Source organism: Mesocryomonas lacus, assembly GCF_055730105.2.
Genome location: NZ_JBUZWF020000002.1, coordinates 103,435 through 116,426 on the forward strand (window position 1 = coordinate 103,435; position 12,992 = coordinate 116,426).

Consider the following 12,992-nt stretch of genomic DNA (forward strand, 5'->3'; position numbering starts at 1 on the left):
ATTTTGGCGTAAGAAAAGCTTTTCCTGTTTGAAACCGTTCTAAGGGAGGCGACGACCGGTGACCTATCATGCGGCGTTCAGCGCCGAGGACTGCAGCGAGATCATCAACGAGCTGAAAAGCCTGGAGGGGCCGCTGCTGCCGATCCTCCACGCCCTGCAGGAACGCTACGGCCATGTCGATGAGGCGATGGTCCGGCTGATTTCCGCGGGCCTCAACCTGTCGCGCGCCGAGGTCTACGGCGTCCTCTCCTTCTACCACGACTACCGCCAGGAGCCGCACGGCCGGCACGTGCTGAAGGTCTGCCGGGCCGAAGCCTGTCAGTCCAGGGGCAGCGACGCTCTGGCCGCGTCGATCGAGGCAGCACTCGGCATCAAGTTCGGCGAGACCACCAGTGACCGCCAGGTAACGCTTGAGGCCGTCTATTGCCTCGGCCTCTGCGCCACCGCCCCGTCGGCCATGCTCGACGGACGACTGATCGGCCGCCTGTCGCAGAAAAAGGTCGACGCCATCGTCGACGAGGTACGCCTATGACCCGGGTTTTCATTCCGCTGGACTCCTTCGCCGTCGCCTGTGGTGCCGACGAGATCGCCGATGAGCTGACGCTGGCTGCCTCGCGCGGCGGTCACGACGTCGCGATCATCCGCAACGGCTCCCGCGGCATGGCCTGGCTGGAGCCGATGCTGGAGGTCGAGACGGATGAGGGCCGCATCGCCTATGGCCCGATCGAGCCGGGCGAGATCGCCGAGCTCCTGTCCGCCGGCTTCCTCACCGGCGGCGCCCACGCCAAGCGGCTCGGCCCGACCGAGAAGATTCCTTTCCTCGCCAAGCAGACCCGCCTGACCTTCAAGCGCTGCGGCATCACCGATCCGCTGTCGCTCGACGACTACCGCGCGCATGGCGGCTTCGACGGCCTGACGCGCGCCTTGGCGATGACGCCGCAGGCGATCGTGCAGGAAGTGACCGACTCCGGCCTGCGCGGCCGCGGCGGCGCAGGCTTTCCGACCGGCATCAAATGGAAGACGGTGCTGGAGACCGAGGACGACCGCAAATACATCGTCGTCAATGCCGACGAGGGCGACAGCGGCACCTTCGCCGACCGCATGATCATGGAAGGCGACCCGTTCTGCCTGATCGAGGGCATGGCGATCGCCGGCCTCGCGACCAAGGCGACCAAGGGCTACATCTACACCCGCTCGGAATATCCGGTGGCCATCCGCGTCGTCGAAGCGGCGATCGCCAAGGCCTACGAGGCTGGCATCATCGGCGCGTCGGTGATGGGGTCCGACCATGTCTTCGACATCGAGATGCGGGTCGGCGCCGGCGCCTATGTCTGTGGCGAGGAGACGGCGCTCTTGGAAAGCCTCGAGGGCAAGCGCGGCCAGGTCCGTGCCAAGCCACCGCTGCCGGCGCACAAGGGTCTGTTCGGCAAGCCGACGGTGATCAACAACATCATCTCGATCACCTCGGTGCCGGTGATCATGGCCGAGGGTGCCGAGCAGTACAAGAATTTCGGCATCGGCCGTTCGCGCGGCACGATCCCGATCCAGATCGGCGGCAACGCGAAGTATGGCGGCGTCTACGAGACGGCCTTCGGCCTGACGCTCGGCGAGATCGTCGACGGCATCGCCGGCGGCACCGCCTCGGGCCGTCCGGTGCGGGCGGTGCAGGTGGGCGGGCCGCTCGGCGCCTATTTCCCGCGCGAGCTGTTCGACACGCCGTTCGACTACGAGGCTTTCGCCGCGCGCGACGGACTGATTGGCCATGCCGGCATCGTCGTCTTCGACGACAGCGTCGACATGCTGAAGCAGGCGCGCTTCGCCTTCGAGTTCTGCGCTGTGGAATCCTGCGGCAAGTGCACGCCGTGCCGGATCGGCGCGGTGCGCGGCCGCGAGACTATGGACAAGATCATCGAAGGCCAGAACCCGGCGGACAACCTGACGCTGGTCGAAGACCTCTGCAATACCATGAAGTTCGGTTCGCTCTGCGCGCTCGGCGGCTTCACGCCCTATCCCGTCATGAGCGCCATCACCCATTTCCCCGAAGATTTCCACGGGACCCCGATGCGCGAGGCGGCGGAATGACCGCCCTTCGCCCGACCATCGCGTTTTCCGGATCGACAGGAGCCCGGCCATGAGCCTCGTCCACGAAATCGACTACGGTACCCCGAAATCCAAGGCGGAGAAGGAAGTCTCCGTCACCATCGACGGCTTCGAGATCAAGGTGCCGGAAGGCACGTCGATCATGCGGGCGGCGATGGATGCCGGCATCCAGGTGCCGAAACTCTGCGCCACTGACATGCTGGACAGCTTCGGCTCCTGCCGCGTCTGCGTCGTCGAGATCCAGGGCCGCAACGGCACACCGGCTTCCTGCACGACGCCGGTGATGGAGGGCATGAAGGTCTCCACCCAGACCGAGCGGCTAAAGCGCATTCGCAAGGGCGTGATGGAGCTCTACATCTCCGACCACCCGCTGGACTGCCTGACCTGCGCGGCCAATGGCGACTGCGAGCTGCAGGACATGGCCGGCGCCGTTGGCCTCCGCGACGTGCGCTACGGCTATGAGGGCGAGAACCACCTGAAGAAGGAGAAGGACCAGTCCAACCCCTACTTCCAGTTCGATCCCGCCAAATGCATCGTCTGCTCGCGCTGCGTCCGCGCCTGCGAGGAGGTGCAAGGCACCTTCGCGCTGACGATCGAGGGTAGGGGCTTCGGCAGCCAGGTCTCTGCCGGCCTGATGTCGGACAATTTCTTCTCCTCCGAATGCGTCTCCTGCGGCGCCTGCGTACAGGCCTGCCCGACCGCGACGCTGGAAGAGAAGTCGGTGATCCAGATCGGCTTGCCCGAGCACTCGGTGGTGACGACCTGCGCCTATTGCGGCGTCGGCTGCTCGTTCAAGGCGGAAATGCGCGGCGAAGAACTCGTCCGCATGGTCCCCTCCAAGGACGGCAAGGCCAACCGAGGCCATAGCTGCGTCAAGGGTCGCTTCGCGGTCGGCTACGCCACCCACAAAGACCGCATCCTGAAACCGATGATCCGCCCGACCTACAAGGACGAGTGGCAGGAGGTTTCCTGGGACGAGGCGCTGACCTTTGCAGCGACCAAGATCAAGGACATCCAGCGCCGCTATGGCCGCGGCTCGGTCGGCGCGATCTCGTCGTCGCGCTGCACCAATGAGGAAGTTTACCTCGTCCAGAAGCTGGTGCGCGCGGGCTTCGGCAACAACAACATCGACACCTGCGCCCGCGTCTGCCATTCGCCGACCGGCTACGGCCTGTCGACCACGTTCGGTACCTCTGCCGGCACGCAGGACTTCGACAGCGTCGAGGACAGCGACGTCATCCTGGTGATCGGCGCCAACCCGACCGACGGCCATCCGGTCTTCGCGTCACGCATGAAGAAGCGGCTGCGCGAGGGCGCCAAGCTCATCGTCATCGATCCCCGCCGCATCGACCTCGTGCGCACCCCGCACATCGAGGCCGAGTATCATCTGCCGCTGAAGCCTGGCACCAACGTCGCGGTGATGACGGCGATCGCCCATGTCATCGTCACCGAGGGGCTGATGGCCGAGGCCTTCATCCGCGAGCGCTGCGACTGGGACGAGTTCCAGGAATGGGCGTCCTTCGTCGCCGAGGACCGGCATTCGCCGGAGGCCGTCGCTGGCGTCACCGGCGTCGATGCCGAACTGGTGCGCAAGGCGGCACGGCTCTACGCAACCGGCGGCAATGGCGCGATCTATTACGGCCTCGGCGTCACCGAGCACAGCCAGGGCTCGACGACGGTCATGTCGATCGCCAACCTCGCCATGGCCACCGGCAATATCGGCCGGCGCGGCGTCGGCGTGAACCCGCTGCGCGGCCAGAACAACGTGCAGGGCGCCTGCGACATGGGCTCGTTCCCGCACGAGTTCACCGGCTACCGCCACGTCTCCAGCGACGAGGTGCGCGAGACCTTCGAGAGCCTGTGGAAGGTGAAGATCGACCACGAGCCCGGCCTGCGCATTCCCAACATGTTCGACGCCGCCGTCGACGGCACGTTCAAGGGTCTCTACGTTCAGGGTGAGGACATCCTGCAGTCCGACCCGGACACCAAGCACGTGTCGGCCGGCCTCGACGCACTGGAACTCCTGATTGTCCAGGACCTCTTCCTGAACGAGACGGCGAACTACGCCAACGTCTTCCTGCCCGGCTCGTCCTTCCTCGAGAAGGATGGCACCTTCACCAATGCCGAGCGCCGCATCAACCGCGTGCGCAAGGTGATGTCGCCGAAGGCTGGCTATGCCGACTGGGAAGTGACGCAGCTTCTCGCCCAGGCAATCGGCATGGAGATGAACTACACCCATCCGAGCCAGATCATGGACGAGATCGCCTCGGTGACCCCGACTTTCAAGAACGTCAGCTACGCGCTCCTGGAAGAGAAGGGCTCGGTGCAGTGGCCGTGCAATGAGGATCATCCGGAGGGCACGCCGACGATGCACATCGGCGAGTTCATGCGCGGCAAGGGCAAGTTCGTCATCACCGAATATGTCGCGACCGACGAGCGCACCGGACCGCGCTTCCCGCTGCTGCTGACCACCGGACGCATCCTGTCGCAGTACAATGTGGGCGCCCAGACGCGGCGCACCGACAACGTCGTCTGGCACGACCAGGATCTCCTCGAGATCCACCCGCACGATGCCGAGATGCGCGGCGTGCGGGACGGCGACTGGGTGAAGCTCGACAGCCGCGCCGGCTCGACATCGCTGCGAGCCAAGGTCACGGACCGCGTCGCCGTCGGCGTCGTCTACACGACCTTCCATCACCCGATGACCCAGGTGAACGTCATCACCACGGACTTCTCGGACTGGGCGACCAACTGCCCGGAATACAAGGTGACCGCGGTGCAGATCTCGCCGTCCAACGGTCCGACCGAGTGGCAGGAGGAATACCGCGAGCTGACCGAGGAAAGCCGCCGCATCGCCGTGCTCGACGCGGCGGAATAAGATGGCGCCGACAATCCCCGCGGCGTCCGCGTCGCGGGTGGCAACTATCTCGTACCGGGGCGGTGCGTTCGTCTCGGGCGAGCGGGCCGTGCCGGCGGAGGTGGCGATTGCCATCTCGATCGACGGCTCGACCCATGCCGTAATGATGGCGACGCCTGATCACGTCGAAGAGCTCGGCCTTGGCCTCGCGCTGAACGAGCAGATCGTGGCATCGCGCGCCGAGATCGAGCGCATTGAGGTTGTCGAGACCGAACTCGGTCTCGACTGCCAGATCCGCCTCTCCGACGCGCGCGGCGCGACCTACACCGCCCGGCGGCGGCAGATGACGGGGCCCGTCGGCTGCGGCCTCTGTGGCGTCGAGTCGCTGGAACTCGCCGCGCCCGCCTTGCCGGTCGTGACCGCCGATACGGTTTTCGGCCCTTCCGCGATTGTCGCCGGGATGGAAGCGATGGCACGGCTGCAGACGCTCGGGCGGGAGACCCGGGCCGTTCATGCGGCAGCGTTCCATGACCCGTCCGGCCGGACGGTGACCCGCGAGGACGTCGGCCGCCACAATGCGCTGGACAAGGTTGCCGGCGCGCTGGCGATGTCAGGCGTAAACCCGGCCGAGGGCTTCCTCACCATCACCAGCCGCGTCTCGGTCGAGCTGATCCAGAAGGCGGCGATCATGGGCGTCGGGCTCATCGCCGCGGTCTCGGTGCCCACAGCGCTGGCGATCCGCGAAGCCGAAGCCGCCGGCGTGACGCTCGTCGCCATCGCGCGCGGCGACGAGTTCGAGATCTTCACCCATCCCATCCGTGTTTCCGGCGCCAGCGCCGCAGCCCCGAGAGCCAGCCATGCAGCGTGACAAACTCATCCACATGGCGAACCAGATCGCCGCCTTCTGCGAGACCAATCCGCGTGGCGCCCGCCAGACCGCGGATGTCGCCGACCACATCAACAAGTTCTGGGAGCCGCGCATGCGGCGCAAGCTGCTGGAGCGGCTGGAGGGCGGCGAGACCGAGGGCGTCCACCCGCTGGTGCTGGACGCGGTCGCCCATATCCGCCGGCCGCCGCCGATCGAGATCCTGCCGGAGGCATAAGGCCCAAAGGTCTCTCAGTATCGCGAAGGGCGGAGGCGTCTGCGTCCGTCCCTATGCCATTTGAGGGGACGCAAGTCCCGTGCGCGTTTAGAGAGATTGGGCGGGCTTTGCCGATAAAATCGATCAGAGGATCGATTGCTGCCCGTTCCCCACTGCTCTGGCAGCATCGGCAGGGGCGGCTTGCCCCGCAACAGCGGGATCAATCCACACGGCCTGAGGATCAGGGGTCGACCTGCTCCAGGCCTTCGAAGAACCAGCCGGGCGCGACCGAGAACTGAACGGCGATCCAGTAGAGCCGGCTCGCGCTGATGCGGTTGGCGCCGGTCTCGTATTTCTGGATCTGCTGGTAGCTCACGCCGATGCGCTCGCCCAGCTCTTCCTGCGTCTGGTTGCAGAGGATCCGCATGTATCTGACGCGGCGTCCCACATGAACATCGATGACATCAGGCACTACACGCAAAGGGCCTTACCTCCGAGGACTTCACTCTGAGGTAAACCGCTTTCGTCCCAGACTCAACGCCAATTTGCGGACACGCTTTCGAATTAGTTGTGCGGCAAGGCAGACAACAACTCACTCTGCATGACCCGGGCTTTTTCCGCAGCCGCAGGCAGGCCCAGCCGCCGGGCTTCTCGCGCGATATAGGCGGAGAAATGCACCAACGCTGCAACGTCGGCAGCATAGCGATCGTCGTCATTGTCGGCGATCTGGCAATGGTTCTTCGAGGGGGTCATGACAAGACTTTCGGGAGCCCATCGATCCTCGATCTGACGGGCGGTTGGAGCGGAATGCGCGGCTGCGTAGGAGCGGTCACAAAGTCGCGATGCGGACCGAAGTGAAGGATCTGGTTGCCCTCGATACCGGCGGCGCGACGGGCTGCCGAGAGGGCACGCGGCGTCACGTCGAACATCGCCGCGATGCAGGACTGCCCGTTGACGTCCTGCGGCAGCCCAAGCGGCGAAACCTGCCAGCCGAAATCGGTCCAGCGCGGTAGCCAGTAGGTTTCCTGAATGCCCCCGAGCCGGGAGACGCCGGCATCGAGGCAGTATTCCATGACGGCACAGCACATCGAACTGGCGACGCTCCGACGGCCGCGACCACGCGCTGTAGGGACGACGAACATGCGGGTCCATTCGGCCTCGGTCGGACCGGACGGCATCGGCTTGGCGACGAGATGGGGAAACACCTCCCCAAGAAGAGTCGGTGTGGAGAAGGGACGCAGCCGGCTGCCCGCCACGAATTCTGCATCGCGGAAGGCGAGCAGATAGGTTGCTTCGTCGGTATCGAACTGGTCGATCTCGAGACCCGTCGGCTTCGGCGGCATCCAGTGTTTCTCCTCGACATAGATCCGGTACCGCCACTGGAAGAACACCTCCATCTCGTCTTCGTAGGCGGTCCGGTTGGCGGCGGTCACAACATGCACTTGCAGCATCGACACCTCCCAGGTTGGGAGGAGGTTAGTGAGTGACTGACTTCGGTCCCATCCGCGCAACGGAGGGGATTGACGCTGCGGCCGGATGACTTCGGCGGACGTCGCTATCGGCCGCCTTCGCCAGTGGCATCGTGTCCCGCGCCCGTAAGCCGGCTATCAAATAGATCGGCCTTCTCAAACGGATGGCGTCTTTGAAATCTCTTTCAGCACTATTGGCCAGCGGCCCTCAACCCCGACTGGCAGTTTGGAACCGGAGTGATCCATGCTTGACGCGGGCGTTCGTGCCCCGGCGGTGTCAGGGGCGGATTTCGCCGCGGCGGATGCCCTCGGAAACGGCATGGGCGAGCGTCGCGACATCGAGCTTGGCGCGAATGCTGCTGAAATAGCCGCGGACGGTGTGCTGGCCGAGCCCAAGAATGACCGAGATGTCCCAGCTGGACTTGCCGGCGGCAGCCCAGGTGAGGCACTCGCGTTCGCGCTTGGACAGGATGGGCTTGGCGTCGCGCGGCGGATCCAGCAGCTGGCGTACCGCATCGGCGGCAAAGATGCCCATGAGCTGCAGCGCCGAGAGGTCCCGCGGCGAGGCGCTCGAGGTTTCCGACGAAGCGAAGGCGACCGCCGTCTGCCAGTGCCGGGCGGAGTACATCGGCACCACGTACCCATCGACAAAGCCGTTCTCACGCGCCTCGCCGTTGACCTGAAGGGCGCCTTTGGACTGCGCAAGCGGTGCCGGAACGTCGCGCCAAAGGTAGGGTCGCGTGGTCTTCAGCGACCATTGCGCGACGCCGTCGATGGCGAAGTAGTTTGACTCGGTATAGCGGTCGTACCACTCCTCCGGCCACGCGTTGATCATCACCAGCGGCGCCAGATCTTCCATTTTCATGGGCAGGCCGGTGATGAGGAAATGCTCGAATCCAAGCGCCGCGCTCTCGGCCTGGAGGTTCGCCAGAATCTCCTTCGGGTCCGTCAGTTCCCGGGTCTTATCGATGAATTCGAACGCTGCCAGCTCGACGCACATTGCGAAAGGGGCTCCACTACATACCGTGATGGCGCCGGCAGACGGCACTATCCCTCATGACGTAAGGTCAAAATAGACCTTTTTGAAAGTAGGTCGGTATGTGGCACGGTAAATAATTACGGGCCAGCCAAATTCGGCAAATTCACGGCAAAATGGCGGCTTCGCTGTGGCAGATGACGTGCCCGATTGCGGTGGTTGTAGCCTCGCTCGCGAATCTGTTCGGCATAACAAGCGCCTGTAGCGCCGCGGGCAGGACGCCTGCCCGCGGCGGCTGCCACCCTCAGTTGTCGGTGACGTGGGTCTGTGGGCGATCGGTACCGTCGGCGACCTCCTCGTGCCACTTGCCGGCCTTGTCCTGGTAGACAATGCCGTCGGTCTCGCCCGAAAGGCCCTGGCGCGCGGCGGCATCCTTCGCAGCTTCCAGCGCATGGTCGTGCGTCGGGAACGTTTCGGAGAAGACGTCGTCGACCTTGTAGGCCCAGCCGCCATCGTGCTGCACGATCTTATAGTCCAGTTCGCTCATGTCGCTTCCTCTGTTCGGGGCAGTCGATCAACCGATCGGCCGTCTTGTCCTGTCGCGAAAACGTCCGGCTGTCCGGCCCGTTCCCGCCGCGGGGGCGTCTGCCGCAAGAGGCACAGTCTAGTCCTTCCGGGCGCCGCCGTCGTCCCCGAGGAGCGCGAATATCGCGGCTTGGCCGGTCAGGTCGTCCAGCACCAGATCGGCGTCGGCGAAATCCTCGTCGGCGGTATAGAGGGCCGGCGTCACGATGCAGCGCAGCCCGGCGGCCTTGGCGGCGCGAAGGCCGTTGCTGGAATCCTCGAAGGCGAGGCAAGCGGAAGCCGGCAGGCCAAGTTCGCGCAACGCCAGTTCGTAGACGTCGGGCGCCGGCTTCTTGGCGGGCACCATGTCGCCGCAGGCGATCACCTCGAAGATGCCGCTCTCGCTGGGAAAGACCGCTTGGAGCAGCGCATCGACGTTGTCGCGGGTGGTGGTGGTAGCGATCGCCAGCCGCACGCCGCGGCGCCGAGCCTCGGCGATTAAAGCGGCGACGCCCGGCTTCAGGGCGAGCGCGCCGTCCCGCACCGCCTGGGTATAGACCTCTGTCTTCGTGCGGTGCAGGTGCTCGACCAGTTCGTCGAGCGGCGTTGCCGGCGTGATCTCCTCCTCGTCGACGAAGGCCCGCATCCGCTCCTTGCCGCCGGAGACTTTCAGCAGTTCCTTGTAGCGGTAGGTATCCCAGTGCCAGAAGAGGTTCGCTTTGCCGAAAGCTTCGTTGAAGGCGTTACGGTGAAGCTCCTCGCTCTCCACCAGCGTGCCGTCGACGTCGAAGATCAAGGCGGTCATGCCTTGGACCCGGATGACCCGGCGTGTGCGCTCAGCGTCTCCAGCGCGCCCGGCAGATCGTCGAGCCGGGCGATGACGAGATCAGCCCCGAGCCCGTCGGCGCCAACCTTGGTGTAGCCGCCCCGCACCGCCACGACCAGCATGCCAGCGGCCTTGGCGGCCATGACGTCGTTCTCGCTGTCGCCGACGAAGACGGCCTCCGACGGTTCGATCGAGAGCAGCTGGCAAGCGTGCAGGATGAGGCCGGGCGCCGGCTTGGTCGCGGGGCCCGCATCGCCGCCGACGACGACGTCCATCAAGTCGGCGAGGCCGAAATGGGTCAGGATGTCATGCGTCTCGGCGCCGGGCTTGTTGGTGACGACGCCGACCTTGACGCCCCCGGCGGAGAGGTCGCGCGTGGTGTCGCTGGCGCCGGGGTTCAGCGTCGTCAGCTCGGTCGAGCGGGGGGTGTAGATCGAGCGGAAGCGCTCGACGATCCGCTCGCGCGTGGCCGGGTCGAGGTCCTTGCCGAGACCGGCATAGGCGCGCTCGATCAGCTTGTGCACGCCGGCACCGATCATGCCGGTCACCGCCTCCAGCGTGTAGGGCGGTTCGCCATAGCTCTCCAGCGTCTGATTGAGCGCGGCGTGGAGGTCCGGCGCGGAATCGATCAGCGTTCCGTCGAGGTCGAACAGCACGGCTTTCGGCCAGGTCAAAGGGGGCATGGGGCGAAATCCTTTCCATGGGCGCGCCTTCATCCGCGCGCCACACCGGCCGGTGAAACTGCCGGCGGATCGCTTGCCGGCCCAGGGCCATCTTTACACGATTGCGCGCTGCACCTAAGGCCGTCAATGTCATCGCGATGCTGCACTGCCCTCGAACGCCGGAACCATCCCATGAAATTCAAGGTCGGCTGCTATCTCGCCTACGAGGCGCACGAGCGGTGTCTTTTCACCTTCAACGTCCAGGCCTTCGAGACCGAGAATCAGCGGGTGATCGAAGAAACGCTGACGGTCTCGCCGTCATCGGTCCTTGAGCACTATGTCATGCCGGAAACCGGCAATCGCTGCGTCCGTTTCGAGGCCGGGCCGGGCCCGCTGTCGGTGCGCTACGACGCTTTGGTTGAACTGACGCCGCTGCGCGCCACCGCGACGCCGATCCGCGAGATCGACATCGAGAAACTGCCGCCCGCGGTTCTCGCCTATCTCTACCCCAGCCGCTACTGCGAGGCGGACCGGCTGGCGCATTTCGCCAATGTCGAGTTCGGCGCGATGGACCGCGGGCATGACCGCGTCACCGGCATCTGCAACTGGATCTACGCGCATCTCGGCTACGTCGCGGGCTCCAGCGACGAGCACACATCAGCGCTCGACAGCCTCGTCGACCGCGCCGGCGTCTGCCGCGACTTCGCCCATCTCGGCATCGCGCTCTGCCGCGCGCTCGGGATCCCTGCACGGTACGTCAGCGTCTACGCCTGGCGCCTGCAGCCGCCGGATTTTCACGCGGTGTTCGAGGCCTATCTCGGCGGCCGCTGGTACCTGTTCGACCCGACAAGGCAAGCGGCGATCGAGGGCCTGGTGCGCATCGGCGTCGGCCGGGACGCGGCCGAGGTCGCGTTCTCCAACTATACCGGCATGGTGTCGCCGACCGACATGTCGGTGCGGATCGAGGCGCTCGACGGCCCAGACTGGTACGTGCCGACGACGGATGCGATCAGCGTGTCCGCCGTCTGAGTCGCGCACCGGCCTCGGCCGTCTTCGGCGTCAGTCGGCTGCGTCCGGATCGAGCACGGCGAGCGTGATCCAGTGCGCGACGAGCGCCGGCTTCAGCGCGCCTTCGATCTCGACCGTCGCGCTCCAGGCCGACTGCACGGAGACCGCGCGCTCGGTCAGCCCGACCAGCTGGAATTTGCCGCGGACCCGGGCGCCGGATTTGACCGGGTTCATGAAGCGGACGCGGTCGAACCCGTAATTGATGCCCATGCGCGTCTTGCGCACTCCCGGCAACGCTCCGAAGGCGAGGACCGACAGCAGCGACAGGGTCAGAAAGCCATGCGCGATGGTGCCACCGAACGGCGTCTCGGCCAGCGCGCGGGCGGGGTCGACGTGGATGAACTGGTGGTCGAGCGTCGCATCGGCGAAGGTGTCGATCATCGACTGGTCGACCGTCAGCCAGTCCGAGACGAACTCCTCGCCGTCGACGAGGGCCCGGTAGTCCTCCAGCGGGATCAGCTTGCGGCGGATAGCCTCGGCCTCTGCGGCCCGTTCTGCTTCTGACAAAAATAGCTTTCCTCGAACAATCCGCGCCCGGTCTGGACGCCGATCCCGCCGTCGAGCGGCAGGATCGCACCGGTCATATACGCGCCCGAGCGCCCACAAAGAAACAGCACGAGGGCTGCGATATCGTCGGGCGTGCCGAGCCGGCCGAGCGGCACATTGCCGCCGACGGCCGCAGCCTTCTCGGCGGTGCCGGTGGCAAACGCCGTCATCCGGCTCTGGAAGACACCGGGCGCGATGGCGTTGACGGTGATGGACCGGCCTGCGAGCTCCTTGGCGAGGATTTTCGTCAGGTGGTGCACCGCCGCCTTGGAGGCCGCATAGGAATAGGCGCCGTCGCCAAGCGGGGCGGCGCCCATGACCGAGCCGATGTTGACGATGCGGGCGGGATCGCCGGCGGAGGCGGAAGCCTCCAGCTGCGGCAACAGACGCTGTGTCAGCGTGAACAGGCCGGCGACGTTGACGTCCATGACCTTCGACCAAGCGGCATGCGGGAACGCGCCGAGCGGCGCCCCCCACGAGACGCCGGCATTGTTGACGAGGATGTCGAGACGGTCGCTCGCCGCGCCGACCGCTTCAGCGAGGGCGTCGACGCCCGCCTCGGTCGCGACGTCGCCCGGCAGCGTCTCGACGCGGCCGGGAAGGCCCGCGGCGTTGATCTCGGCGGCGGCGGCCTCGCAGACCTCGCGCTTGCGCGAGGCGATCAGCACCCGCGCGCCCGCGGCCGCCAAGCCTTCGGCGATCATCCGGCCGATGCCGGTGCCGCCGCCGGTGACGAGGGCGGTCTTGCCCTCGACCGAAAACAATCGCTGGAGGATCTGCATCCGCGTCTCCCTTGCCCCTCATCGCCGTCCCTCAACGCGAGGCGGCCTTTCCGAAATTGA

15 protein-coding genes are annotated in these 12,992 nt (G+C 65.9%); 6 read left to right on the forward strand and 9 right to left on the reverse strand.

Features of this window, described 5'->3' with window-relative positions:
- Positions 1-58: 58 nt before the first annotated feature.
- Genes ACZLZQ_RS05605 through ACZLZQ_RS05625 form a run of 5 tightly spaced genes read left to right on the forward strand, consistent with a single transcriptional unit; the run spans position 59 to position 6,060 of the window.
- Positions 59-532 carry a formate dehydrogenase subunit gamma gene (locus ACZLZQ_RS05605; protein ID WP_472948533.1) on the forward strand — a complete coding sequence of 158 codons (474 nt, stop codon included), beginning with the start codon at positions 59-61 and terminating at the stop codon, positions 530-532.
- A complete protein-coding gene (locus tag ACZLZQ_RS05610) occupies positions 529-2,082 on the forward strand; it encodes a formate dehydrogenase beta subunit (protein ID WP_472948534.1) in 1,554 nt (517 codons plus the stop codon). Before ACZLZQ_RS05605 ends, ACZLZQ_RS05610 begins: the two co-directional genes overlap by 4 nt.
- 49 nt (positions 2,083-2,131) lie before the next feature.
- Complete coding sequence (gene fdhF, locus ACZLZQ_RS05615; RefSeq protein WP_472948535.1) at positions 2,132-4,978, forward strand: formate dehydrogenase subunit alpha; 2,847 nt, start codon at positions 2,132-2,134, stop codon at positions 4,976-4,978.
- Between the two features lies 1 nt (position 4,979).
- Positions 4,980-5,825, forward strand: a complete 846-nt coding sequence (gene fdhD, locus ACZLZQ_RS05620; RefSeq protein WP_472948536.1) for a formate dehydrogenase accessory sulfurtransferase FdhD — start codon at positions 4,980-4,982, stop codon at positions 5,823-5,825.
- Positions 5,815-6,060: a formate dehydrogenase subunit delta gene (locus ACZLZQ_RS05625; protein WP_472935321.1), complete on the forward strand. Its 246-nt coding sequence runs from the start codon at positions 5,815-5,817 to the stop codon at positions 6,058-6,060. Before fdhD ends, ACZLZQ_RS05625 begins: the two co-directional genes overlap by 11 nt.
- Before the next feature lie 220 nt (positions 6,061-6,280).
- Here ACZLZQ_RS05625 and ACZLZQ_RS05630 read toward each other — a convergent pair whose 3' ends face one another.
- The 7 genes from ACZLZQ_RS05630 to gph all read right to left on the reverse strand — a co-directional run bounded on the left by ACZLZQ_RS05630 (position 6,281) and on the right by gph (position 10,557).
- On the reverse strand, positions 6,281-6,511 hold the full coding sequence (locus ACZLZQ_RS05630; RefSeq protein ID WP_472935322.1) for a helix-turn-helix domain-containing protein: 231 nt from the start codon (positions 6,509-6,511) through the stop codon (positions 6,281-6,283).
- A 92-nt stretch (positions 6,512-6,603) separates the two neighbouring features.
- Positions 6,604-6,792: a hypothetical protein gene (locus ACZLZQ_RS05635; RefSeq protein WP_472935323.1), complete on the reverse strand. Its 189-nt coding sequence runs from the start codon at positions 6,790-6,792 to the stop codon at positions 6,604-6,606.
- Entirely contained in the window at positions 6,789-7,490 is a 702-nt protein-coding gene (locus tag ACZLZQ_RS05640) for an acyl-homoserine-lactone synthase (protein ID WP_472948537.1), read from the reverse strand. The genes ACZLZQ_RS05635 and ACZLZQ_RS05640 overlap by 4 nt, the downstream gene beginning before the upstream one ends.
- Positions 7,491-7,785: 295 nt before the next feature.
- Positions 7,786-8,508, reverse strand: a complete 723-nt coding sequence (locus ACZLZQ_RS05645; protein ID WP_472935325.1) for a helix-turn-helix transcriptional regulator — start codon at positions 8,506-8,508, stop codon at positions 7,786-7,788.
- Positions 8,509-8,788: 280 nt separating this feature from the next.
- The gene (locus ACZLZQ_RS05650; protein WP_472935326.1) at positions 8,789-9,031 is read right to left on the reverse strand and encodes a DUF2188 domain-containing protein; all 243 of its coding nucleotides are present in this window, start codon (positions 9,029-9,031) and stop codon (positions 8,789-8,791) included.
- A 117-nt stretch (positions 9,032-9,148) separates the two neighbouring features.
- Positions 9,149-9,853 carry an HAD-IA family hydrolase gene (locus tag ACZLZQ_RS05655; protein ID WP_472948538.1) on the reverse strand — a complete coding sequence of 235 codons (705 nt, stop codon included), beginning with the start codon at positions 9,851-9,853 and terminating at the stop codon, positions 9,149-9,151.
- Positions 9,850-10,557 carry a phosphoglycolate phosphatase gene (gene gph / locus ACZLZQ_RS05660; protein WP_472935328.1) on the reverse strand — a complete coding sequence of 236 codons (708 nt, stop codon included), beginning with the start codon at positions 10,555-10,557 and terminating at the stop codon, positions 9,850-9,852. The genes ACZLZQ_RS05655 and gph overlap by 4 nt, the downstream gene beginning before the upstream one ends.
- Positions 10,558-10,728: 171 nt before the next feature.
- Here gph and ACZLZQ_RS05665 point away from each other — a divergent pair, with 171 nt between their 5' ends.
- A complete protein-coding gene (locus ACZLZQ_RS05665; RefSeq protein ID WP_472948539.1) occupies positions 10,729-11,565 on the forward strand; it encodes a transglutaminase-like domain-containing protein in 837 nt (278 codons plus the stop codon).
- 30 nt (positions 11,566-11,595) lie between these two features.
- Here ACZLZQ_RS05665 and ACZLZQ_RS05670 read toward each other — a convergent pair whose 3' ends face one another.
- Entirely contained in the window at positions 11,596-12,111 is a 516-nt protein-coding gene (locus ACZLZQ_RS05670; RefSeq protein WP_472935330.1) for a MaoC family dehydratase, read from the reverse strand.
- Entirely contained in the window at positions 12,060-12,932 is an 873-nt protein-coding gene (locus tag ACZLZQ_RS05675) for an SDR family oxidoreductase (protein WP_472948540.1), read from the reverse strand. Before ACZLZQ_RS05675 ends, ACZLZQ_RS05670 begins: the two co-directional genes overlap by 52 nt.
- Between the last annotated feature and the right edge of the window lie 60 nt (positions 12,933-12,992).